Raw genomic sequence first — 24,614 nt, 5'->3', positions numbered from 1 at the left:
GATGACCACACCGGTGCCGCAGCGGGGCCGACGCGCCTGGGTGTACGTCGAGGGGGTGCTCCTGCTGCTGGCCTGCGCGCTGGTTCTGACCTTGGTATACCTGCAATTTCGCGGGGACTTCACCCCCAAGACCAAGCTCACCATGGTCGCCACCCGGGCCGGCCTGGTGATGGAGACGGGATCCAAGGTCACCTACAACGGCGTCGCGATCGGCCGGGTGGCCGACATCTCGGAGATCGAGCGCGACGGCGCCCCCGCCGCCAAACTGGTGCTGGACGTCGATCCGCGCTATGTCAACCTGATTCCGGCGAACGTGGTGGCCACCATCGAGGCGGCCACGCTGTTCGGCAACAAGTACGTGTCGTTGAGCGCCCCGGAAAACCCGTCGCGGCAGCCGATCTCGCCCCGCGACGTGATCGACGCGCGGTCGGTGACCACCGAATTCAACACCCTGTTCGAGACGGTCACCTCGATCGCGGAGAAGGTGAGCCCGGTAGAGCTCAATGCCACGCTGTCCGCGCTGGCGCAGGCGCTGGACGGGCTGGGCGGCAAGTTCGGCGAATCCATCGTCAACGGCAATCAGATTCTGGCCCGGCTGAATCCGCGAATGCCGCAGATCCGCTACGACGTGCGCCGCCTGGCTGACCTGGCCGGCGTGTACACCAAGGCCGCACCCGACCTGTTGGACTTCCTGTCCAACGCGGTGACCACCGCGCGGACGCTGACCCGGCAACAGGGCGACCTGGACGCCGCGCTGCTGGCGGCCGTCGGCGTGGGCCATGCGGGCGAGGACATCTTCGCCCGCGGCGGACCGTATCTGGCGCGCGGGGCGGCGGACCTGGTGCCCACCGCCGAGCTGCTCGACACCTACAGCCCCGAACTGTTCTGCATGATCCGCAATTTCCACGACGCCGCCCCTGAGGTCGCCAAAGCGGCCGGCGGCAACGGCTATTCGCTGGCGGCGGCCGGATCGATCGTCGGCGCGCCGAATCCCTATGTGTACCCGGACAACCTGCCGCGGGTGAACGCGCACGGCGGCCCGGGCGGGCGGCCCGGCTGCTGGCAGAAGATCACCCGGGACCTGTGGCCCGCGCCGTATCTGGTGATGGACACCGGCGCCAGCCTGGCTCCTTACAACCACCTCGAGATCGGTCAGCCGCTGGCCACCGAATTCGTCTGGGGCCGCCAGTACGGGGAGAACACGATCAACCCATGAGAATCACCGGTACCGCAGTCAAACTCGTCGTCTTCTGGTCCGTGCTGGCGATGTTCACAGTGATGATCATCGTCGTGTTCGGCCAGGTCCGATTCGATCGGACCACCGGCTACTCCGCGGTGTTCACCGACGCCGGCGGGTTACGGGCCGGGCAATTCGTGCGCGCCTCCGGGGTGGAGGTGGGCAAGGTCGCCGCCGTGACGCTTTCCGACAAGGACAGCCGGGTGTTGGTGGAGTTCAACGTGGACCGCTCACTGGCACTGGACCAGGGCACCACCGCGTCGATCCGCTACCTCAACCTGATCGGCGACCGCTATCTGGAACTCAAGCGCGGCACCAGCGGCCGCCGGCTGCCCCCGGGCGGCCGCATCCCCGTCGAGCACACCCAGCCGGCGTTGGATCTCGACGCGCTGATCGGCGGATTCCGGCCGCTGTTCCAGGCCTTGGACCCGAACAAGGTCAACAGCATCGCCCAGTCCATCATCACCGTGTTCCAGGGACAGGGCGCCACCATCGCCGACATCCTCGACCAGACCGCGGCGCTGACCGCCGCGCTGGCCGACCGCGACAAGGCGATCGGCGAGGTGATCAACAACCTGAACACCGTGCTCGCCACCACCGTCAAGCACGAGAAGGAGTTCGACCGAACGGTCGACAAGTTGGAACTGCTGATCACCGGATTGAAGAACCGGGCCGACCCGCTGGCCGCGGCCGCGGCACACATCAGCGACGCGGCTGCAACCGTGGCCGGGCTGCTCGGCGAGGACCGGCCGTCGCTGCACGGCACCCTCGGACACCTCGAGGGCATCCAGCAAGCGCTCATCAACGACCTGCCCACCGTCGACAACGTGCTGGAGAAACTGCCGGGCGCGTTCCGCGTCATCGGCCGCGCCGGCGGCATCTACGGCGACTTCTACAACTTCTACCTGTGTGACATCTCGATCAAAGTCAACGGATTACAGCCCGGCGGTCCGGTGCGCACCATCAAGCTCTTCGGACAGCCGACCGGGAGGTGCACGCCGCAATGAGGACGCTGACCGAGTTCAACCGCACCCGGGTCGGCCTGATGGGCGCGCTGGTGACGGTGCTGGTTGTCGGTGTGGGACAAAGCTTCACCAGCGTGCCGATGCTGTTCGCCACGCCGACCTACTACGCGCAATTCACCGACGCCGGCGGTATCAACGTCGGCGACAAGGTGCAGATCGCCGGGGTGAACGTGGGACTGGTGAGTTCGCTGGTGATCCGCGGCGACCGGGTGCTGGTCGGCTTCTCGATGCCCGGCAAGACGATCGGCGCGCAGAGCCGGGCGGCGATCCGCACCGACACCTTCCTGGGACGCAAGAACATGGCCATCCAGCCGCGCGGCGCGGATCCGTTGCCGCCCAACGGGATAATCCCGTCCGGGCAGACCACCACGCCCTACCAGATCTACGACGCGTTCGTCGACGTCACCAAGGCGGCCACGGACTGGAACATCGACGTCGTCAAGCGGTCGTTGAACGTGTTGTCGGAGACCTTCGATCAGACCGCGCCGCACCTGAAGGCCGCCCTCGACGGGGTGGCCAGATTCTCCGGCACCATCGGCAACCGGGACGAACAGATCAAACAACTGCTGACCAACGCCGACAAGATCACCCGCGTGCTCGGCGACCGCAGCGGGCAGGTCGACGCCCTGCTGGTCAACGCCAAAACCCTGCTCGCCGCGTTCCGGCAGCGCAGCCAGGCGCTGAGCGCCCTGCTGAGCAACGTGTCGGCGGTGTCCACCCAGGTGTCGGGATTCATCAAGGAAAACCCCGATGCGCACCGGGTCCTGCGGCAGCTGGGCACCGTCAGCGACGAGCTGGTCAAGCGCAAGAAGGAACTCTCCGATGTGCTCGTGCTGGTCAGCAGGTACACCGCATCCCTGACCGAAGCCGTCGCCTCCGGCCCGTTCTTCAAGGCGATCGTGGCGAATCTGCTTCCCTACCAAGTACTTCAGCCGTGGGTCGACGCGGCGTTCAAGAAACGGGGCATCGACCCGGAGAACTTCTGGCGCAGCGCCGGGCTGCCGGCGTTCCGCTGGCCCGACCCCAACGGCACCCGGTTGCCCAACGGCGCGCCACCGCCGGCCCCGCCGGTGGCCGAGGGCACCCCGGACCATCCCGGGCCGGCCGTCCCACCCGGGTCGCCCTGTTCGTACACGCCGGCCGCCGACAGCCCGCCGCGGCCGGGAAACCCGTTGCCGTGCGCCCTTTCCGGTCAGGGGCCGTTCGGCCCGGTCCCCGACGGCTTCCCGGCCCCGCTGGATGTCGAGACGTCGCAGCCGGCGCCGGACGGGCCGCCGCCGTCGCACGGGGTGCCGAGCGCGGGACGCCCGGGTGAGGCCCCGCCCGACGTCCCCGGCACCCCGGTGCCGCTGCCGGCGCACGCCCCACCGGGGGCGCGCACCGAGAACCCACCCGACGCGACAGGGGGGAGCACCCGATGAGCACCATCTTCGACATCCGAAACCTGCGGCTGCCCAAGGTGTCCGCCCGGATGCTGGTGATCGCGGCGCTGGCGGCGGTCTTCGTCTTCATCGCGGCCGTCGCCGGCGTCCAGCTGTACCGCAAGCTCACCACGACCACCGTCGTGGCCTACTTCTCCGAGACGCTGGCGCTGTATCCCGGAGACCGGGTGCAGATCATGGGCGTGCGGGTGGGTTCGATCGACAAGATCGAGCCGGCCGGCGACAAGATGCGAGTCACGTTGCACTACAACAACAAATACCGGATCCCGGCGAACGCGACCGCGTCGATCCTCAACCCCAGCCTGGTGGCCTCGCGCACCATCCAGCTGTCGCCGCCCTACACCGGCGGGCCGGTGCTGCGCGACGGCGCGGTCATCCCGATCGAACGCACCCGGGTGCCCGTCGAGTGGGATCAACTGCGGGACTCCATCAACGCCATCCTGCGCCAGCTCGGCCCCACCCCCCAGCAGCCGGCGGGGCCGTTCGGCGACATCATCGAATCGGCCGCCGACAACCTGTCCGGCAAGGGCAAACAGGTCAACGAGACCCTGAACAGCCTGTCGCAGGCGCTGACCGCGCTCAACGAGGGCCGCGGCGATTTCGTCGCCATCACCAAGAGCCTGGCCCGGTTCGTCACCGCGCTGTACCAGCACAAGCAACAGTTCGTCGCACTCAACGACAACCTGGCCCAGTTCACCGACTGGTTCACCCAATCCGACCACCAGGTGAGCGACACCATCACCCACCTCGACCAGGTGCTAGAGGCGGCCCGAAAGTTCGTGAACGACAACGGATCCGCACTGACCCACGACGTCGGCAACCTCGCCGACGTGACCACCACGATCCTGCAGCCCGAGCCGCGCGACGGCCTGGAAACCGCGCTGCACGTGCTGCCCACCTTCGCCGGCAACTTCAACAACCTCTACCAGCCGGCGCACAGCTCGCTGGTCGGCCTGTTCGTGTTCCCCAACTTCGCCAACCCGATTCACTTCCTGTGCAGCGCCATTCAGGCCGGCAGCCGGCTGGGCTACCAGGACTCGGCCGAACTGTGCGCACAGTATCTGGCCCCGGTCCTCGACGCCATCAAGTTCAATTACCCACCGGCCGGCCTGAACCCGTTCAACTCGGCGGCCACCCTGCCCAAGGAGGTGGCCTACTCCGAGGAGCGACTGCGCCCGCCGCCCGGATACAAAGACACCACCGTCCCGGGAATCTTCTCCCGCGACACCCCGTTCTCCCACGGCAACCACGAGCCGGGGTGGGTGGTCGCGCCCGGAATGCAGGGCACCGACGTCCAGCCGTTCACCGCCGGCATGCTCACCCCCGAATCGCTGGCCGAGCTCATGGGGGGCCCGGACGCCGCGCCGCCGCCGCCGGGGGTCACCGCCACCGGGCCGCCGAACGCCTACGACGAGTCGAATCCGCCGTCGCCGCCGTGGTTTTCGCGGCCCACATCGCCGGGGCCGGGCCGGTGATGCGCCGGATCGCCGTCGCGGGGCGGCGCGCGCTGGTGGTCGCGCTGGCGGCGATCTTGACGTCGTGCACCTGGCGGGGCATCGCCGACGTGCCGCTGCCGGTCGGCCGCGGCACCGGCGGCGACCACATGACGATCTACGTGCAGATGCCCGACACGTTGGCGCTGAACACCAACAGCCGGGTCCGGGTGGCCGACGTGTGGGTCGGCACCGTGCGCGCCATCACGCTCAAGGATTGGGTCGCCACGCTGAGGCTGGACCTCGATCCGGGCGTGCGGCTGCCGGCCAACGCCACCGCGAAGATCGGCCAGACCAGCCTGCTGGGCACCCAGCACGTCGAGCTGGCCGCGCCGAAAAACCCGTCCGCGCAACGATTGAAGAGCGGCGACACCATCTTGCTGCAGAACTCGTCGGCCTATCCCACCGTCGAACGGACGCTGGCCAGCGTCGCGGTGATCCTCAACGGCGGCGGCATCGCCAACCTCGACGCCATTCAGACCGAGGTGCTCAACATCCTGGACGGGCACGCCGGGCAGATCCGCGAATTCCTCGGTCGGCTAGACACTTTCATCACCGAGCTGAGCCGACAACGCGACGACCTCACCCGGGCGATCGATTCGAGCAACGAACTGCTGACCGTGTTCGCCAACCGCAGGGACACCCTGGACCGGGTGCTGACCGAGCTGCCGCCGCTGATCCGGCATTTCGCCGATACCCGCGAACTTTTCGCCGACGCCACCGAATCGCTGGGCCGATTCAGCGACGCGGCCGATCGGGCGCTCACCGACGCCCGGGCCAACCTCTACCGCAGCCTGCTGTCGCTGCAACGGCCGTTGCGCCAGCTCGTCCCGGCCGCCCCCTTCCTGGCCGGCGCGCTGAAGCTGGGGCTGACGGCCCCGTTCAACATCGACGACGTCTCCCAGGTGATCCGCGGCGACTACGTCAACGTCTCGGCCGCGCTCGACCTGACGCTGTCCACCATCGACAACACCATGCTCACCGGCACCGGCCTGTCCGGCGCGCTGCGCGCGCTCGAGCAGTCCTGGGGGCGCGACCCCGCCACGATGATCCCCGACGTCCGCTACACGCCCAACCCCAACGACGCTCCCGGCGGACCGCTGGTGGAAAGGGGCGAATGAAAGATGTTGCCCCGCCTGATCAAAACTCAGCTGGTGCTGTTGACGGCGGTGGCGGTGGCCGCGGTGGTCGTCCTCGGCTGGTACTACCTGCGGATCCCGAGCCTGGCCGGCATCGGCCGCTACACCCTGTACGCCGAATTGCCGCAATCCGGCGGCCTGTACCGGACCGCCAACGTCACCTACCGGGGAATCACCATCGGCAAGGTCACCGGCGTCGAGCCGACCCAGCGCGGCGCGCGGGCGACGATGAGCATCGAGGACGGGTATCGGATCCCGGCCGACGCGACCGCCCACGTGCATTCGGTCTCGGCGGTGGGCGAGCAGTACGTCGACCTGGTCTCGACCGCCGGGCGGGAACCGTATCTGGCCGACGGGCAGACCATCCACAAGAGCACGGTGCCCAGCCAGATCGGTCCCGCGCTGGACGCCGCCAACCGCGGATTGGCGGTGCTGTCCCGGGACAAGATCGCCTCGCTGCTCTACGAAACCTCCCAGGCGGTCGGCGGCCTGGGGCCGTCGCTGCGGCGCCTGGTGGATGCCACCCAGGCGATCGCCCACGACTTCCGGGGCAGCATCGACGACGTCGACGACATCATCGAGCGCTCCGCGCCGATCATCGACAGCCAGGCCGATTCCGCTGACTCGCTTGGGCGTTGGGCCGCCAACCTGAACACGCTGGCCGCCCAGACCGCGCGGCAGGATCCGGCGCTGCGCAGCATCCTGGCCAACGCGGCGCCGACGGCCGAGCAGGTGCGGGCCACGTTCGGCGGCGTGCGGGAGTCGTTGCCGCAGACGCTGGCCAATCTCGAGGTCGTGATCGACATGCTCAAGCGCTATCACAACGGCGTCGAGCAGGCGTTGGTGTTCCTGCCGCAGTCCGGCGCGATCGCCCAGTCGGTGACCGCGCAATCGCCGGGCCAGGCCGCACTGGGCGTCGGCGCCATCTCGCTCAACCAGCCGCCGCCCTGCCTGACCGGTTTCCTGCCGGCATCGCAGTGGCGCGCCCCGGCGGACACCAGCACGGCGCCGCTGCCGGCCGGCACCTACTGCAAGATCCCGATGGACGCCACCAATGTCGTTCGGGGAGCCCGCAATTACCCGTGCGTGGACGTGCCGGGCAAGCGGGCGGCCACACCGCGGGAGTGCCGCAGCACCGCACCCTATGTGCCGCAGGGCACCAACCCCTGGTACGGCGACCCCGACCAGATACTGACCTGTCCCGCGCCGAGCGCGCGGTGTGACCAACCGGTGAAGCCGGGCCTGGTGATCCCCGCACCCTCGGTCGACAACGGCCTCAATCCGCTGCCCGCCGACCGGCTGCCGGGCACCCCACCGCCGATCAGCGACCCGCTGCAGCGGCCGGGATCGGGCAGCGTGGTGTGCAACGGGCAGCAGCCCAACCCGTGCACGTACACCCCCAGCGCGCTCTACGACGTGCGCAGCGGCACGGTGGTGGGCCCCGACGGGGTGGTGTATTCGGTGGCCAATTCGGCCACCATCGGCGACGAGGGGTGGAAGACGATGCTGGGACCGGCCCGCTGACAACGGCGGTCGGTCAGCGGCCCTCGTCCCTGGGCCGGCCACGCCAGTGTCGGTAACCGCGATGCGCGGCGAACGCGCCGACGATCGCGCTCACGCACCACACCGCGATCGCGGCATAGGCCAGCAGCGAGGACCGATTCCCGATCGATGCGCCCAGCGCGGTGTAGGCGAAGGCGCGCGGGGCCGAACCGATGAACGCGCCAACGGCCATCTGCCACAACGGAACTCCGAACGCCCCGAAGGCGTAAGAGGCCAGCGCATCCGAGATGCCCGGCACGAAGCGCTGCCCGACGACCGCCCACAGGCCGCCGCGCCCGATCAGGGCGTCGACGCGGTCGGCCCGCGCCGGGCCCAGCAGCGCCCGGGCGCTGTCGCGGCCGGCCCGCCGCCCGACGAAACTCGCGGCGGTCGCGGTGCCCACCGTCGCGCCCAGCGTCACGAAGACGCCCAGCAGCGGACCGAACAGCAACCCACTGCCCGCGGCCAGTATCGAGCCCGGCACGAACAACGCGCCGGCGGCCGCCGAGACCACCACGTAGGTCAGCGGCGCGGCCGGGCCGGTGGCCGACACCACGGCCCGGATCTCGCCGACGTCGATCACCCGCGCCACCGCCACCAGATAGAACACCACGGCCAGAAAGCCGGCGAACACGGCGAGGCGCAGGATGTGAGCCCGCCGCGATGCCGGGGCGTCCTGGTCGCCCATGCCGGCCGTCACCCGACCGCCCGCAGCCGCTGCCGCAACCCGGTGGCCCGGATCGCCCGGCGCTCGATCGCGGCCCGCACCGACGCCTCGGGCCCCACCACCCGCACCCGGGTCTTGGCCCGGGTCACCGCCGTGTAGAACAGTTCCCGGGTCAGCAGCCGCGAATCCTCCGGCGGTATCAGCACCGTCACCTCGTCGGCCTGGCTGCCCTGACTCTTGTGGATGGTCATGGCGTGCATCGTCTCCACCTCGCCCAGCCGGCTGGTGGCGAAGTCCAGCGGGCCGGCCGCACCGGCGATGACGGCCCGCAGCCCGTCCGCACCGGCCACCGTCACGCCGGTGTCGCCGTTGTACAGGCGCAGCCCGTAGTCGTTCGCCGTCACCAGCAGCGGACGCCCGGCATACCATTGCGACCAGGCCGGCTGACCGGTTGCTTCGGCAATCCAGTTGTGCACCAACGTGTTCCACCGCACCGCCCCGTGCGGCCCGTCGCGGTGCGCACACAGCAGCCGGTGTTCGTCCAGCGTGGCCAGCGCGGCCTGAGCCGCGCCCAGCAGCGCCGCCGAGCGTAACCGCAGCGCGTGCGACACCAGCACCTCGCGCAGCCGGTCGGCCGGGCGCTCGGAATCCACCCACTCGATGTGCTCCCCGCCGGCCGCCAACAACTCCAGCACCCGGTCGGCGTCGCCCACCCGGATCGCCGCGGCCAGCGCGCCGATCGCGGTGCCGAACCGGTGCGGGGTGGCCAGCGCGGCGACCCGCACCCCGGCGCGGCCGGCCAGCCCGTCGACCAGATCGGCCAGCACGGCGCCCGCCTCCACCGAGGCCAACTGGTCGGGATCGCCGACCAGGATCAGCCGGGTGTCCGGCCGGACGGCTTCGGCCAGCCGGGCCATCATGGTCAGCGACACCATCGACGTCTCGTCGACCACGATGATGTCGTGCGGCAGCCGGTTGCCGCGATTGTGCTTGAACCGCACCGACGTATCGGGACGCGACCCCAGCAGCCGGTGCAGCGTGGTGCCGGCCAGCCCGGCCAGCCGCGCCCGGTCGGCTGGGTCAAGGTGCTCGATCTCGGCGGCCACCGCCTCGGCCAGCCGCGCGGCCGCCTTCCCGGTCGGGGCGGCCAGCGCGATCCTCGGCCGGGGCTCACCGGCGCGCTCGGCCTGCTCGACCAGCAGGGCGAGCAGCCGCGCGACCGTGGTGGTCTTGCCGGTGCCCGGCCCGCCGGTCAGCACGGTCAGCGCCTGGGACACCGCGATCCGGGCTGCCGCCCGCTGTTCTTCGTAGCCGGGCGGGAAAAGCCTTTCATAGCACGATGATTCGACATCACCCGCCGACGCCGACAGGGCCAGCAGATCGGTGCACACCTGCTCTTCCTCCAGCCAGTACCGGTCGAAGTAGAGCAGATCGCCGAAGAATCGCAGCACCGGCGGCGGCCCGAGCAGCGGGCTGGCCCGCACCGCGGCCAGCCAATCGCCGGCGGCGGGCCAGGGCAGGTCCGCCGCGCCGACCTGCGCCGGCACCGCCCGCAGATCGACGCACACCGAACCGCCCCGCAGCGCGCGCACCAGCAGGGCGACGGCCAGCGCCACCCGATCGTCGGACTCGCCGGTGAGCGCGGTAAGCCGTTGCGCCACATGGATATCGGCCGCTTCGAAGATGCCGGCGTCGGCGAACGGGCTCAGCGACCCGGCGTCAAACACCCGCTCCGGCAACAGGTCCGCCGTCACACCGCCACCCCCTGGGCATCCAGCAGGTCGGACAGCGCCGTGATCAACGACGACGGCGGACGCCAACCGAAGACACCCGACGGGTGACCGTCGCGCACCGGCGTGTCCGGGCCGCACATGCCCCGCACGAACAAATAGAGGATGCCGCCGAGATGGCGGTCCGGATCGTAGCCGGCCAGCCGCCAGCGCAGAAACCGGTGCAGCACAGCGCTGTACAGCAGCGCCTGCAGCGGATAATCCGAGTGCAACATCGCCTCCACCATCCGGGGCCGGTCGTAATCGGCGGCGGTCAGCGGGCGCTGCGCATCACCGAGCCGGTTGGTCTTGTAGTCCACCACCAGGTAGCGGTGCCCCGCCCCGTCCGGGATCCGCAGCACGGCGTCGATCGAGCCGGTCAGATATCCGCGCAGCGGTTCGGCGCCGAGGGAGCGGTCCGCCAGCCGGTCGGCGTAGCAGGCCAGCACATCGTCGGCCGGCAGATGCGCGCGCAACAGCGGCGCCAGATCGGCCAGCCGAACCTCCGGCGGGGCCGAGCGCCGATCGCCGCCGGCCAGCGGCAGCTCGAAGTCCAGCTCGCACAGGCGATCCGACAACCCGATCCGGCGCAGCGTCAGGCCGCCGGCCAGCGGGCCCAGCGGTGTGTCGTGCATCGGCACCATCGCCGCGGCCATGTCTTCGGGGGTCGCGGCCACCGGCCACCACACCGAGTGCTCCCGGATCCGGGCGGTCAGCTCGGCGGCCAGGTCGGGGGCGAACGGGTCGGCCGTCTGCAGCACGGCGTGCACCAGGGTGCCGAAGGTGGCGCCCGCCGGAAGGTCCGCCATCGGCGAGGCAACATCGCCGACGGATGTCGCCGGGGCCAGAAGAATGTCGCCGACCTCGTCGTCGAGCCCGGCGGCCTCGGGTTCGCTGCCCACCCCGCTGGGCTGGGCCTGCCGGATCAGGCCGGAATAGGAGGTGCGCCGCCAACCGGTGTCGATGCCGCGGTGGAAGTGGCGGTTCTCCAGCCGTGCCGGCACCGGCACACCGGGCAGCGGCGGCGCCGGCGCCGGCACCGCCTCCTCGATGACCGGGCCGCCGGCCGCCTCCCACTCGCGCAGCCGAGCCAGGGCATCCTCGTCGGAGATCTTCGCCGGCTCGCAGCGGTCCGGCACCACCGGCTCGCCGGGCCGGCGGCCCCGCAGCAGCCGGGACAGGCCGCCGTTGGGCTCGTGGTAGGCCGGTGACCACCACGCCACCACCTGGGCCTGCGCTCGGGTCAACGCGACGTACGTCAGCCGGCTGTCGTCGCTGGCGTCCTCCTTACGGCCAAGCCGCTCAACGGTTTTGAAGTCGGGGCTGTCCTTGCCGCCGACGTGGAGGCAGCGGGTGCCGTCCTCGTCGTGGAACAGCACCACGTCGCTGTCGGTGGTGTTGCGGTGGAAGGCGAACGGCAGGTACACGATCGGGTACTGCAGCCCCTTGCTGACGAAGACGGTCATGATCTGGACGGCGGCGGCGTCGCTGTCCAACCGGCGATTGCGTTCCGGCGCGCCGCTTCGCTCGTCGCGCTGCCGGCGCAGCCAGTCGCGCAGCGCGGGCAGGTTGTGGTGTTCGCGGTGGGCCACCTCGCCCAGCAGCTGGGTGAGATGCGCCAGGTCCGTCATGTGCCGCGCCCCGCCCTGCCAGCCGAGCACCCGATTGCCCATCCCCAGCAGCTGGGCGGCCTCGAAGATGGCGGCGACGCCGCGTTCGCGGGCGTGACCGGCCCACTCCCGCAAGGTCTGGGCGATCCGGTCGGTCAGCGCGTCACCGCCGGCCGCCAACGTCTCGGCGGTCTCGCCGAAGAACATCGTCGCCGCCGCCGCGCGCACCACGCCGGGCCGGTGCGGCTGATCGAACGCCTCCAGCAGGCACAGCCAATCCTCGGCCGCCTGCGAGGTGAACACGTCGGAGTTGCCGGTGTAGACGGCGGGAACGCCGGCGTCGCACAGCGCGGTGAAACAGGCCTGGGCGTCCCGGTGCCGTTCCACGATGACCGCGATGTCGCCCGCCCGCAACGGTTCCCCGTCGAAGGTGGCGCCGGCGGCCAGCAGCGCACGGATGTCGGCTGCGAGATCGGCGCCGATGTGCTGGCGCAGCTCGTCGATGGGAAGATTGGCAATACCGCGACGTCCCAACGTGTTTCGTGACACCACCCGCAGCCGGAACGGGTCGTTGCGCGGTGCCCCGGACAGCCGGTGACCCCGGTGGTGCGCCGCGACGTCGTTCACCACGATCGTGGGGTCACCGAGCTGCGCGCCGCGCAGCACCACCTGCAGCCGCTGCAGCAGCGCGGAATCGCTGCGCCAGTTGGTGTCCAGCGTCTTTTTCTGCCCCGCGGTCTCGGCCGCCCGCAGGTAGGTGACGATGTCACCGCCGCGAAACGCGTAGATCGCCTGCTTGGGGTCGCCGATGAGAATCAGCGTCGAACGGCCGCTGAACGCGCGGTCGATCACCTGCCACTGCACCGGGTCGGTGTCCTGGAACTCGTCGACCATGACGATCGGCCAGCGCTGGTGCATGCGCAGCCGGGCGGGGGAGTGCTCGGTGGCCAGCGCGTCGGCCAGCCGGGTCAGCAGATCGTCGTAGCCCAGCACGCCGAGCCGGCGTTTGCGCGTATCCAGCTCGGCCAGAACGTCATTGGCGAAGCGCAGGCTGACCGCCGCTCGCGAACCGGGCTCGGGGTGCAGCGGCCGCAGCTGCGCCGACGGGTTGTTGACCACGTCGCGGGCCAACCGCAGCGCCTCCCGATAGTGCAGCACCGGGTCGTCGCGGTCCTGCCCGAAATGCGCCAGATACAGGTCATCGACGATCTCGGCCACCAGCTCGTCGAGGCTGTCCAGCAAGGTCACCCCGGCGGCGGTGTCGCCGGCCACCCCGAGCGAGCGCAACACCAGCTGGCAGAACTGATGCGTGGTGGCGATCGTCGCCGCGTCGAAGCCGGCCAGCGCGTCGCGCAGGCGTTGCCGCCGCGCGGCGAGCCGGTCCTCGGTGCCGTCCAGCAGGTAGGCCACCAGCTCGTTGTCGGCGGCCCGCGACGGGTCGGCGAAAGCGGCTACCGCGTCGACGATTTGACAGCGCACCCGTTCCCGCAGCTCCTGGCTGGCGGCCCGGCCGAAGGTGATCAGCAACATCTGGTCCAGGGTCGCGGCGCCGTCGGCGAGATAGCGGGTCACCAGCCCGGCCAACGCGAACGTCTTTCCGGTGCCCGCGCTGGCCTCGAGCACCGTGGTGGAGCGCGCGGCCGGCAATGCGCCCAACAGGTCGAAGCGTTCCATCACGCCGTCGTCCGCTCGGCCCGCAACATCGGCAGCCACAGCCGGGCCGCGTAGGCGCCGAGCCGGTTGTCCTCGCCGTCGCACTCCTCGCCCGGGCGTACCGGCTGCATCAGGTCGTCCAGCGGCGCACCGCGTCCCCAGGCCCGCACATGCGCCGGCGCCTGGTCCTCCCCTGGGTAGCGGTCGCTGGACTTCCACCGGTAGCGGGCCTCGGCCACCGGGTCGTCGCCGCCGTAGCGGGCGGCCGCCCACGCGTAGGAGGTCTTGAGCGGCAACGGAATCGGCTCGCGCCGCCCGGCGTCGTAAATGCTCACCAGCTCGTGCAGCAGCTCGACGGGATCGTCGTCCGGCGACCCGAGCCGCTGCACCCGGATGCCGGTGCCCCGGCGCATCCGCCCGATGCACACCGCCGACCAGTCGCGGCCGCGATCGTGAGCGGCCAACGCCAGCAACGGAATCCACGACTCGAGCAGATGCCTGCCGTCCAGCCGCGAATAGGTCACCGCGACCAGGCGGTTGCCGTAGACCGGGGTCACCGTGCCGGTGAGCCGGCGCCCGCGGCCCAGATCGATGTCGACGTCGTGGGCGCCGCCCGGCTGCTCGGCCCGGTGCTGGTGCGCCTCCCGCGCCAATCGGGCTGCCTGGTCGCGGATCTCGGTCACCCTGCGCCAGCCCAGCTGTCCCGGCGGCAGGGTGCCGCGGCGCCACTCGGCCTGCCGCGCGTCCTCCGGGGTCATCCCGCGCAGCATGTCGCGCAGCATCCGATCGCCGACCGTCCACTCCTGCAGGGCGTCGATGTCCACCGGCATCGCGTCCTGCACTCCGTCGACGTCGTGGGGCAGCGTGAACTGCAGGGCCCGGAAGAACCCCTGCACCGGGTCTTTGAAGAAGCCGACCAAATCGGCCAGGATTACGTCAGCGGGCGGCGGGGGCGGCAGCGGCGCGGAGATGAACTTCGGTGGCTCGCAGTGTTCGCCGGTGGCCGCGCGCGCCGCGCGCAGCACGGTGGGGTCGAAACTGAACGGCACCCCGGGCACCAGCTCGTCGGGGATGACGTTGCGAATGTCGAACGGCTGCAACGGATGTCGCACGACGATGCGGTCGCGCACCGGCTCGGCGGTGGTTATGTCGAGGGTGTCCAGCAGTTCGGCCAGCGGCACCGCCGGCGGGCGCGGCTGACCCGAATACTCGTTGGCGCCGGTGTAGGTGATCACCAGCTTCTCGGTGGCCGCGCCGATCGCGTCGAGCAGCAATTGCCGGTCCTCGGAACGGATGTCGCGCTCCCCGGTCATCGGGCAGCGCGACAGTGCGTCGTCACCGTCGACGACACCGAGCCGCGGGAACAGCCCGTCGTCCAGACCGACCAGGCACACCACCCGGTGCGGTACCGAACGCATCGGCACCATGGTGCACACCGTCAGCGTGCCGGTGCGGAAATTCGCGCGGGTCGGGCGTCCGGACAGGTGCCGGGTCAGCAGCGCGCGGACGTCGGGCAGCCGCAGCACGGTGTCGGCGCGGGATCCGGCCTGCGCGGACACCGCGGCGAACTCGCGCTGCAGCTGACCGCTCTGCCATTCGTCGGCATCGCGCACCCGGGTCAGCAGGGCGATGCCGTCGGCGACGGCGGTGAGCCATTCGGTCAGCGGCCGGGCACCGGTGAGCGAGTCCAGGACGTGCTGCAGCCGGGCGACGAATTCCGCGAGCTGGCCGGCCAATTGGACACGATTGCTGCTGACGTCGTCGAGCGGCAGCGTCGCGTCGATCCACGCGTTCGAGTCGTCGGACATCGCGACGCCGGCCAGTATCCGGTCGATGCCGAAACGCCAGGTGTTGTGCACGAAGTCGACGTGGTAGGGCCGCCGATGCTGCCGGTCCAGCCCCCAGCGGATGTTGGCCTGGCGGACCCATCCGGTGATGGTGTCCAGATCGTCGTCGGTGAAGCCGAACCGGGCGCGCACCGCCGGCGTCTGGGCCAGGTTGAGCACCTCGCTGGCCCGCACCCGGCCGCCGGCCAGGGCTAGCAGCTGCGCGGCCACCCCGAGCAGCGGGTTGGTCTGGATCAGGGAACGGTCCGCCAGCCGCACCCGCAGCTGGTGGGCGGGGTGCGCGCCGTGCACCACGTCGCCGAGGCCGAAGTCGGCCATGATCAGCGGCGCGTAGCTTTCGATGTCGGGGCACATCACCAGGATGTCGCGCGGCTGCAGCGTCGGGTCGTCGGCGAGCAGGCCCAGCAGCACCTCGCGCAGCACGTCGACCTGGCGGGCCGGCCCGTGGCAGTTGTGGATCTGCACCGAGCGGTCCCCGGCGGCCAGCGAGCGGCCAACCGGGCGAACGGCATTGGCGGCGATGTCGGACTGCAGCCAGCCCAGCAGCGTGTCGGGGCGGGCGTCGCCGGCCAGGTACTCGTCGGTCCGCGGATCCGCCGGCAGGCCGCGCTGCAGTTCGCGCAGATCCCGTCCCAGCGTGGCCAGCAGCGGGTGGGCGACGGCGCGGTGGCTGGTGTCGTCGCGCCGGGGGATCACGCCGTGCGTGCCGGCCAGCGCGCGCCACAACCGGTCGCTCGGGTGCGGCAGCCACAGGTGCAGGTCGTGGTGGGTGGCCAGCGCGTCCAGGAGCTCCACGTCGGTGCACGCCAACCGGGTGTGCCCGAACAGCGACAGCCGCTGCGGCAGGTCGCTGGGCGCCCGCCGCAGCCGGGCGATGGTTTCGGCGTGCCGAACGTGCGGTGGATCGGCGGCCACCCGGGCCACCAGCGCCCGCCACAGCGGCGGTTGCCAGCGCAGGTCCTCGTCCAGATCGCCCGGGTCGCCGTCGAGCCAGTCGACCAGCAGCCGCGGCCGTTGCCGGGCGTAGCCGGCGAACAGCCCGGCCAGCCGGCGCGCCGCCTCGTAGCGGCGGGTGCGGCGCAGCTCGGCCTCGGCGCCGGTGTGGAAGTGGCCCAGGTGCGTCGCCAGCGTGCGGCACCACGGCTCGTCCAGCGAACAGTCGATCGCCTCCAGCAGCGGCCAGGCCAGAGCGTCCGGCGACCAGGGATCGTCCTCGGCCGTGCCGGTGATCTCGGCGATCAGCGAGCCGGGACTGCGGAATTGCACGCCGGCGCAGACCCCGTCCCCGTCGCGGGCGCGGCCCAGCACATGCGACAGCCGTTGACTCAGCCAGCGCTCCACCCCGCGCGCGGGCACCACGACGAGCTCGAGGGCGAACGGGTCGGCCGGTGGATTGGCCAACAGCGCGCCGAGACCGTCGGCCAGCAGATCGGTGCGCTCGGCACGGTGCAGGTGAAGCGGCATTGCGCTGTCACGATAAACCCGGGCACCGACGGGCGGGGGTTACTTGGCCAGCGTGAACTGGTTGACGTCGATGTAGCCGGCCCGGAACGCGTCGGCGCAGCCGGTCAGATACCTCATGTAGCGCTGGTAGACCTCTTCGGACTGGATCGCGACGGCCTCGCTGTGGTGCGCGCGCAACGCATCGGCCCAGTGGTCGAGCGTGCGGGCGTAGTGCAGCTGCAGGGACTGCCGGCGTTTGAGGGTGAACCCCATCTTCGAGGAGTGGAACTCCACGACCTCGATGGCCGGCAGCTGCCCGCCGGGGAAGATCTCGGTGGCGATGAATTCGTTGAAGCTGGTCTGCTCCTCGGTGAGCGGCAGGCCGCGCTCCACGATCTGCTCCGGGGTCAGCATGGTGATGGTGTGCAGCAGCATCACCCCGTCGTCGGGCAGTACCCGGTAGGCGGTCGCGAAGAAGTCGTCGTAGCGGTCGTAGCCGAAATGCTCGAACGCGCCGATGGAGACGATCCGGTCGACCGGCTCGTCGAACTCCTCCCAGCCGTGCAGCAGCACCCGCCTGCTGCGCGGGGTGTCCATCGCGTCGAGCAGCTGCTGCACGTGGGCGGCCTGGTGCCGGGACAGGGTCAGGCCGATGACGTTGACGTCGTAGTTCTCGACGGCGCGGCGCATGGTGGCGCCCCAGCCGCAGCCCACGTCGAGCAGCGTCATCCCGGGCCGCAGCCCCAGCTTGCCCAGTGACAGGTCGATCTTGCGTAGCTGCGCCTCCTCCAGCGAGATGTCGCGGTTGCGATCCCAATAGGCGCAGCTGTAGGTCATGGTGGGGTCGAGGAACAGCCGGAAGAAGTCGTCGGACAAGTCGTAGTGGGCCTGTACCTCTTCGAAGTGCGGTGTCAGATTCTCTGCCACGGCGGCTACTCGCCTTTCTGACTCGGGGCCATTGGGGTTGTCACGAACGGGCCGGTGAGTCGGTTCACCTCGGCTTCCCCGGTTCCACATCGTCTAACCGGGCGATGCGTGTTGATTTGTGGGCCAGGGTGTTTGGCTGCGCCCGCACCCGTCTACCCACGTTTGTCGCGCCGGACGGCGGGCGACCGCGCCATCGCCATCCGGGAATTCACGCCATCCTACGCGGGTTGAGCAGGGAGAACAGTCACTGGAAGGACGCTTCATGGAAGCTTGGGACGCGATCTGTGCGCGACGCAATGTGCGGGAGTACCAGCCGCGGGCGATTGCCGGGGAGGATCTGGACCGCATCGTGGAGGCCGGCTGGCGCGCGCCGTCGGCGAAGAACCGGCAGCCGTGGGACTTCGTCATCGTCACCGACCGGACCCAGCTGCAGGAGCTGTCCACGGTGTGGCGGGGCGCCGGCCACATCGCCGGGGCGCCGGCGGCGATCGCGATCGTGGTGCCCGAGCCGCCCGACGAGCGCCGGGTGGTCACCGACAACTACGACGTCGGCCAGGCCACCATGGCGATGATGATCGCGGCCACCGACCTGGGCATCGGGACCGGGCATTCGTCGGTGGGGGATCAGGACAAGGCGCGCGCCATCCTCGGCGTGCCCGACGGTCATCTGGTGGCGTTCCTGCTCGGGGTGGGCTATCCCGCCGATCGCCCGCTCACCCCGATCCGCAAGCCGAACCGCCGGCCGTTCACCGAGGTCGTGCACCGCGGCCGTTGGTGAGCGCGCAGCCGAAAAACGTTCGGCGCCTTGCCGAGTCGTAAGCTGATGGGCGTGCATGACCACCGGGGCGAATACGGAGTCGACGGGTCCTTTCACACGGTCTCGGCACGCGCGCAGGCGATAGGCATCGGCGCCCAGGCCGCCGGCCTGGCGGTGTGGGCCGGGATCAGCTGGGCGCGCGGCAAGCGGCGCAGGGCCGCGCTGGCCGCGCTGTCGAGCGCCGGCATCGCGGCCAACACCGCGTTGTACATGTACGCGACGCGGTCCGGGAAATTCGTTGTGTGGGACCGGATTCTGAGCGATCTGCGGCTCGCCGGCGACGAAACCCTGCTCGATCTCGGCTGCGGTCGGGGTGCGGTGTTGCTGGCCGCGGCCAAGCGGTTGCCGCGGGGCCGGGCGATCGGCGTCGACCTGTGGCAGGCGGACCAGACGGACAACTCCGAGCACGCCACGCTGGCCAACGCGGCGGCCGAGGGCGTCGCCGACCGCGTCGAGCTGCACACCGCCGACATGACCGCGCTGCCCCTGGCCGACGAGAGCGTCGACGTGGTGGTGAGCAACCTCGCGATCCACAACATTCCGACGCGCGCCGGCCGGCGCCAGGCGCTCGACGAAGCGGTGCGGGTGCTGCGGCCGGGTGGCCGGCTGGCCATCGCGGATCTGTGGGAGACGCGTCAGCACGCCGCCCGGCTGCGCGAGCTGGGCTGGCGCAACGTGCGGCGGCGCAACCTCGGCTGGCGGATGTGGTACGGCGGCCCCTGGTTCTCGACGCGGATCGTCACCGCCACGAAACCCGAATAGTCAGAACAGCAGCGGGTCAAGTGGCTCGGCCATGGAACGGATCATGGCTACCCCCCGACGCGGCGTGCATGCTGGGACGCATGACGAGAAACCAACTCACCGAACAGATCGTCGTCGCCCGGCTGGCCAAGGGCTGACCTGGCAGGAGCTGGCCGACGCCATCGGCCGCCCGCTGCTGTGGACCACCTCGGCGCTGCTCGGACAGCACCCGATACCGGCCGAGCTGGGCCGGATCCTCGTCGACAAGCTGGGCCTCGACGAGTCGGCGGTGCCGGTGCTGGCGGCGCCGCCGATGCGCGGCGGCCTGCCCGCCGCCGTGCCGACCGACCCCACCATCTACCGCTTCTACGAAGCCCTGCAGGTCTACGGCGGCGCCCTCAAAGAGGCGATCGCCGAGCAGTTCGGCGACGGGATCATGAGCGCGATCAACTTCAGTGTCGACCTGCAGAAGAAACCACACCCGTCCGGCGACCGGGTGGTGGTCACCTTCGACGGGAAATTCCTTCCCTACCAATGGGTTTCATCGGAGCAGTAGGTGACGCCCAAGACGGAGCCGGCGAAGCCGGTGGACCTGGTGCTCTCCGGCGGCGGCGTCAAGTTCATCGGTCTGGTGGGTGCCATCGTGGCGCTGATGGATGCCGGCTATTCGATCAAAAGGGTCTCCGGGGTCTCGGCCGGCTCGGTGGTGGCGGCGATCCTGGCGGCCGGCTGCCACGCCGGCGAGCTGACCGGCGCGCAGGTCAAGGAACTCGCCTTCTCCGTCCCGCTGCACAAATGGCGCGACGCCGGGCCGGTGCCCTATCTGGGTGCGGCGTGGGGGCTGGCGCGGGACACCAGCATGTACCGCGGCGACGTCGCGCACGACTGGATTCGCAGCGAGCTGAAGAACTTCGGGGTCAGCACCTTCGGCGACCTCGTCTTCGACGGCGACGATCTGCCCGACGAGCGCCGCCGCCGACTGGTGGTCACCGTGGCCGACGTCACCGCGGCCCAGCTGGTGCGGCTGCCGTGGGACTACCGGCGGCTCTACGGCCTGGACCCCGACGAGCAGCCGGTGGCCGACGCGGTGCGCGCCTCGATGGCCATCCCGTTCTTCTACCGGCCGGTCAAGCTGGCCAGAGCCGACGGGACCGCCTGCACCCTGGTCGACGGCGGGGTGTTGTCGAATTTCCCGATCGACACCTTCGACCGGCCCGACGGCCGGGCGCCGCGCTGGCCCACCTTCGGGATCACGGTCATGCCGAGCCCCACCGAGGGCATCGGTGCGGTGATGCCGGCCCTGAAACCGCTGCGCTTCTTGCCGCAGACGGCGCTGTTGGAAAGCCTGCTGATCACCATGCTGGCCGGCCACGACCAGACCCATCTCAGCCAGCCGTGGGTCGCCGCCCGAGCCATCGCGGTGGAATCGACGAACGTCGGCGTGCTCGACTTCGACGTCCCCAGGTCTCGCCTGGAAGAGCTGTACGACAGCGGCTATGCGGCCGCCCAGGCGTTCCTGTCGACCTGGGATTGGCAGGCCTACCTGGACCGGTTCCGGTATCCGGGCGGGCGCGGGTGAAGTGACGGCCCGGCGCGCACGTGCCACACTGGCGGCGAGGAGGCGAGCAACGCGGTGGCGGCGAGCAGCGGCCACCGCGTTCGCCTCTCAGTTCATCAACACCTGCGGCGAAAGCTCCTTGAGCATCGCGTTGGCCCAACGCATCTGGCGCAGCGTCTCGGGGTGACAGCGCGACGCCAGGCCCAGCAGCTCGGCATCTTTGGCCGCCTGCGCACCTTGGGCCAGCAGCTCCCAGTCCAGCGACACGCCGGCGGCCAGCCGGTGGATCCGGCGCAGGTCGGCCAGCAGCACCAGCCCGGGTTCCGGCCGGTGCCGCAGCAGACCGCTGATCCGCTGCTGCACGACACCGGTGCGCGCACCGGTGCGCGGATCGGCGGACAGCCGCAGACCGTAGTGGCGGCCGTGCCGGGCCAGCTCGCCGAGGTGCCGGTGCGACCAGCCGGCCAGGTCGCGGGCCAGGTGGCAGATGTCCTGGTCGCTGTGGTGCCGGGCGGCCAGCACGGTCAGTTGGTGGGCCAGCTTGCGTTCGGAGCGGTGCAGTTCGCGGATCGCCAGCCTCAGTTTCATGACGGGCTCCCGGCCGCGACGGCCTCGCTCACCGGCGCCGCCCTGTGGCTCGGGGCCTTGTCGAGCCGGGCGGCGGCCGTCTTGAAGCTCGGCTGCTTGGACGCCGGGTCCCAGTCGGTCGCCGTGAGTTCGTTGCCGGCCCGTTGATGATCCCCGCCATCCCGGTCCCAGTAGCCGTAGTGGAAGGGCACGAACAGCACCCCGTCGCGGATGCCGCCGACGCGCGCGGCGCAGGTGATTCGGCCGCGCGGAGTGCTCACGTGCACCAGATCGCCGGCCTCGATGCCCAGGCGGCGCGCGTCGCGTTCGGAGACCTCCACCCACACCTCGGGCGCGGCGTCCTGAAGCTGTTGGGCCCGAGCCGTTTTCGTGCGGGTGTGAAAGTGGTAGACGGTGCGGCCGGTGATCAGCGCGAACGGGTAATCCGGGCCGGGCCGCTCGTGCGGGGGCAGGTATTGCGCCGCCTTGATGATGGCCTTGCCGGACGGGTTCAGCGAGCGATACTCGTCGGGCTGCAGCGGGGCGCCCGTGATCAGGTCCTTGCCGTACGCCTCGCAGTAGTCGGGCGCGGCCGGAAATCTCCCATCCTCATACAGCCGCTCGATACCGTCGGGATGATCTGTGTTGCAAGGCCATTGGATGCCGCTACCGCCACGCAGCTTCGCGTAGCTCAAGCCGGTGTAGTCGCACGGTCGGCCCGCGCTGCATTTCTTCCACGCCTCGAACGCCGACTCCGGATCGGTCCACGGCGGAAACGGCCGGCCGTCCTTGTCGCGGAAATCCATCCGGCGCGCGTAGTCCAGGAAGATCTCCAAGTCCGAACGCGCGGAACCCGGTGGCTCCACGGCCTTTTCGGACAGGTGCACCGTGCGGTCGGCGTTGGTGAAGGTGCCCGTCTTCTCCGCCCACGCCGCGGCCGGCAACACCACGTCGGCCAGCGCGGCGGTCTCGGTCAAGAAGATGTCCTGGACGACGAGGAACAGCCGCTGCTGCGACAGGATGTCGCGGATGCGCGGCAACTCCGGCAGCGACACCGCGGGGTTGGTGGCGGTCACCCACAGCATGCGCAGCGTCCCCTCCTCGGCGAAGCGGAACATCTGCATGGCGTGCGTGGGCGGACCGTAGTGCGGGATCTGCAGCGGCTCGAGGTTCCACAGGTCCGCCAACTCGGCCACGTGGGAGTCGTTGGACCAGTTGCGGAAACCGGCCAGGTCGCCGTCGGCGCCGCACTCGCGGGTGTTCTCCGCGGTCGGCTGCCCGTTCATCTGCAGCACCCCGCAGCCGGGCCTGCCCAGCATGCCGCGCACCAGGTGAATGTTGTTGACCTGCACGGCCGCCGCGGTGGCCTGGTACGACTGGTAGAAACCCTGCAGCACGGTGGACAGTAGCCGCTGCGCGGTGCCGATCAGCCGGGCGGCCCGCCGGAGGTCCGTGGCGGCCACACCGCAGATCTCGGCCACCCACTCGGGCGTGAATTCGCTTACCCTGCACTGTAATTCGTCGAAACCCACGGTGTGCGCGTCGATGTAGTCCCGATCGATCCAGCCGTTGCCGATGATCTCGTGCAGCAGGCCGTTCATCAGCGCCACGTTGGTGCCCGGCAGGGGCGCCAGGTGCACGGTGGCGTGGCGAGCGACCGGCGTCAGCCGGGGGTCGACGCAGACGATGGCCGGCGGGTCGCTGCCGGCCAGCCGGTCCAGCATCCGCGCCCACAGCACCGTCTGCGTCTCGGCGACGTTGTGCCCGAACAGCGCGATGACGTCGGCGTGGTCGACGTCGGTGTAGGACCCGGGCTGGCCGTCGCAGCCGAACGATTCCTTCAACGCCTCGGCGGCCGTCGCGGTGCACAGCCGGGTGTTGCCGTCGACGTGGTTGGTGCCGATCGCCCCGTGCGCGATGGCCGCCTGGGTGTAGTACTCCTCGGCGAACAACTGCCCGGAGGTGTAGAAGCCGATCGAGCTGGGGCCGTGGCGGTCCAGCAGTTCGCGGCTGCGCGCGACGATCCGCTCCATCGCGGTGTCCCAGTCGCACGGCCGCAACGCGCCGCGCACCCGGAGCAGCGGCGTGGTGAGCCGGTCGGCGGAGGCGTTGGCCTGCCAGCCGAACAGATCCTTGGGATCGAGCCGGCCGTGGTTGACCCGGTCGACGGCGCGCCCGCGCACCCCCACGATCCGCCCGTCCTTGACGGCGATGTCCAAACCGTCGCCGTTGGAATGCAATACCGCCGCCGATTGCACCCAGCGGTCCACCGACTCGGCGGTGACCCCGTCGGCCAGATAGGTGTCGACGCGTTCCGGCCATCGGGTGCCGGGCGCATAGGGTGTGCGCGTCCCCCACGGGTTCGCGATGCGATCTGTTGCCACACCGGTGACTTCCCCGGTCGTTGCGGCCGAAACGCCGAAATACGCTCCGGGCCTACAGACCGAATTCGGCTTCGATGCCGTCGATCCCGGCGCGGATGGCCGCCAGCGCGTCGGCGCGGGCCCGCAACTTGGTGGCGGCGTGCGCGCGCTGGTTCAGCTCGGCGAATTCGGCGGCGGCCTCCTCGGCGCGGTCGACCACCACCTCGGGCAGCACGATCTCGTCGACAAAGCCTGCGGCCAAAGCGGTTTCACCGAAGAACGTCTTGGCCAGCCCGCTGGCCTGCTGGTAGGCCGATGGCGTGAGCCGCAGCTTCATGATCTCCATCGCGGCATACGGGATGACCATGCCGATCGCGACCTCGTTGGCCTGAATGTTGTAGGCGTGCGCGGCCACCCGGTGATCGCCCGACGACAACAGGAACGCGCCCATCGCGATGGCGTGCCCGGTGCAGGCCATCACCACCGGCTTGGGATACGACAGCAGGCGATAGGCCAGCTCGAACCCGCCGCGCAGCATGTCGACCGCGGGCTGTACCTCGCCGGAGGTGAGGATCTTCAGGTCGAAGCCGCCGCTGAACACCCGCTCGTTGCCGGTGATCACCAGCGCCCCGGCGTTGTCCGCCTCGGCCCGGTCGATGGCCTCGCCCAGGGCCTGCTGCATGGTCGGGCCCAGCGCGTTGACCTTGCCGTCGTCCATCCTGATGACGGCGACGGGGCCCTTGGTGCTGTAGTGGACCGGGCCGCTCATGAGTT

Annotated in this window: 17 protein-coding genes and 1 pseudogene; 10 read left to right on the top strand and 8 right to left on the bottom strand. The window is 70.5% G+C overall.

What is annotated here, in order from left to right:
* Position 1: 1 nt before the first annotated feature.
* From NF20_RS19230 to NF20_RS19205, 6 genes are read left to right on the top strand one after another with little or no spacing between them, the layout of a single operon-like run.
* Positions 2–1,216 carry an MCE family protein gene (locus tag NF20_RS19230; RefSeq protein ID WP_033710795.1) on the top strand — a complete coding sequence of 405 codons (1,215 nt, stop codon included), beginning with the start codon at positions 2–4 and terminating at the stop codon, positions 1,214–1,216.
* Complete coding sequence (locus NF20_RS19225; protein ID WP_033710796.1) at positions 1,213–2,244, top strand: MCE family protein; 1,032 nt, start codon at positions 1,213–1,215, stop codon at positions 2,242–2,244. Before NF20_RS19230 ends, NF20_RS19225 begins: the two co-directional genes overlap by 4 nt.
* Complete coding sequence (locus tag NF20_RS19220; protein WP_033710798.1) at positions 2,241–3,683, top strand: virulence factor Mce family protein; 1,443 nt, start codon at positions 2,241–2,243, stop codon at positions 3,681–3,683. Before NF20_RS19225 ends, NF20_RS19220 begins: the two co-directional genes overlap by 4 nt.
* Positions 3,680–5,179, top strand: coding sequence for a virulence factor Mce family protein (locus tag NF20_RS19215; RefSeq protein WP_033710799.1), 1,500 nt, complete (start codon positions 3,680–3,682; stop codon positions 5,177–5,179). The genes NF20_RS19220 and NF20_RS19215 overlap by 4 nt, the downstream gene beginning before the upstream one ends.
* Positions 5,179–6,318: a virulence factor Mce family protein gene (locus NF20_RS19210; RefSeq protein ID WP_050593661.1), complete on the top strand. Its 1,140-nt coding sequence runs from the start codon at positions 5,179–5,181 to the stop codon at positions 6,316–6,318. Before NF20_RS19215 ends, NF20_RS19210 begins: the two co-directional genes overlap by 1 nt.
* Positions 6,319–6,321: 3 nt before the next feature.
* The gene (locus NF20_RS19205) at positions 6,322–7,860 is read left to right on the top strand and encodes an MCE family protein (RefSeq protein WP_033710802.1); all 1,539 of its coding nucleotides are present in this window, start codon (positions 6,322–6,324) and stop codon (positions 7,858–7,860) included.
* Positions 7,861–7,873: 13 nt separating this feature from the next.
* On the opposite strand, the gene NF20_RS19200 is transcribed toward NF20_RS19205, so the two are convergent.
* From NF20_RS19200 to NF20_RS19180, 5 genes are read right to left on the bottom strand one after another with little or no spacing between them, the layout of a single operon-like run.
* Positions 7,874–8,566, bottom strand: coding sequence for a TVP38/TMEM64 family protein (locus NF20_RS19200; RefSeq protein ID WP_033710819.1), 693 nt, complete (start codon positions 8,564–8,566; stop codon positions 7,874–7,876).
* Positions 8,567–8,574: 8 nt separating this feature from the next.
* Complete coding sequence (gene recD / locus NF20_RS19195; RefSeq protein ID WP_033710820.1) at positions 8,575–10,287, bottom strand: exodeoxyribonuclease V subunit alpha; 1,713 nt, start codon at positions 10,285–10,287, stop codon at positions 8,575–8,577.
* 8 nt (positions 10,288–10,295) lie between these two features.
* On the bottom strand, positions 10,296–13,598 hold the full coding sequence (gene recB, locus NF20_RS19190; protein WP_033710821.1) for an exodeoxyribonuclease V subunit beta: 3,303 nt from the start codon (positions 13,596–13,598) through the stop codon (positions 10,296–10,298).
* Positions 13,598–16,888, bottom strand: a complete 3,291-nt coding sequence (recC, locus tag NF20_RS19185; RefSeq protein ID WP_033710803.1) for an exodeoxyribonuclease V subunit gamma — start codon at positions 16,886–16,888, stop codon at positions 13,598–13,600. Before recC ends, recB begins: the two co-directional genes overlap by 1 nt.
* Positions 16,889–16,927: 39 nt before the next feature.
* Complete coding sequence (locus NF20_RS19180; protein WP_003879399.1) at positions 16,928–17,794, bottom strand: cyclopropane mycolic acid synthase family methyltransferase; 867 nt, start codon at positions 17,792–17,794, stop codon at positions 16,928–16,930.
* Positions 17,795–18,056: 262 nt separating this feature from the next.
* Here NF20_RS19180 and NF20_RS19175 point away from each other — a divergent pair, with 262 nt between their 5' ends.
* From NF20_RS19175 to NF20_RS19160, 4 genes and pseudogenes are all read left to right on the top strand, one after another.
* Positions 18,057–18,572, top strand: coding sequence for a nitroreductase family protein (locus NF20_RS19175; protein ID WP_003873585.1), 516 nt, complete (start codon positions 18,057–18,059; stop codon positions 18,570–18,572).
* 51 nt (positions 18,573–18,623) lie between these two features.
* Complete coding sequence (locus tag NF20_RS19170; RefSeq protein ID WP_033710822.1) at positions 18,624–19,373, top strand: class I SAM-dependent methyltransferase; 750 nt, start codon at positions 18,624–18,626, stop codon at positions 19,371–19,373.
* A gap of 68 nt (positions 19,374–19,441) precedes the next feature.
* Positions 19,442–19,908, top strand: a pseudogene (gene cynS / locus NF20_RS19165) (cyanase).
* Positions 19,909–20,931: a patatin-like phospholipase family protein gene (locus NF20_RS19160; RefSeq protein WP_019732801.1), complete on the top strand. Its 1,023-nt coding sequence runs from the start codon at positions 19,909–19,911 to the stop codon at positions 20,929–20,931.
* 87 nt (positions 20,932–21,018) lie between these two features.
* Here NF20_RS19160 and NF20_RS19155 read toward each other — a convergent pair whose 3' ends face one another.
* Genes NF20_RS19155 through NF20_RS19145 form a run of 3 tightly spaced genes read right to left on the bottom strand, consistent with a single transcriptional unit; the run spans position 21,019 to position 24,609 of the window.
* Complete coding sequence (locus tag NF20_RS19155; RefSeq protein ID WP_019732800.1) at positions 21,019–21,498, bottom strand: hypothetical protein; 480 nt, start codon at positions 21,496–21,498, stop codon at positions 21,019–21,021.
* Positions 21,495–23,861, bottom strand: coding sequence for a molybdopterin oxidoreductase family protein (locus NF20_RS19150; RefSeq protein WP_019732799.1), 2,367 nt, complete (start codon positions 23,859–23,861; stop codon positions 21,495–21,497). The genes NF20_RS19155 and NF20_RS19150 overlap by 4 nt, the downstream gene beginning before the upstream one ends.
* 52 nt (positions 23,862–23,913) lie before the next feature.
* A complete protein-coding gene (locus NF20_RS19145; protein WP_019732798.1) occupies positions 23,914–24,609 on the bottom strand; it encodes a crotonase/enoyl-CoA hydratase family protein in 696 nt (231 codons plus the stop codon).
* Between the last annotated feature and the right edge of the window lie 5 nt (positions 24,610–24,614).

The organism is Mycobacterium sp. MAC_080597_8934 (assembly GCF_000523975.1).
GTDB lineage: Bacteria > Actinomycetota > Actinomycetes > Mycobacteriales > Mycobacteriaceae > Mycobacterium > Mycobacterium avium.
The sequence above is the reverse complement of the archived record's forward strand: the minus strand, read 5'-3'. Positions and strand labels throughout refer to the sequence as shown.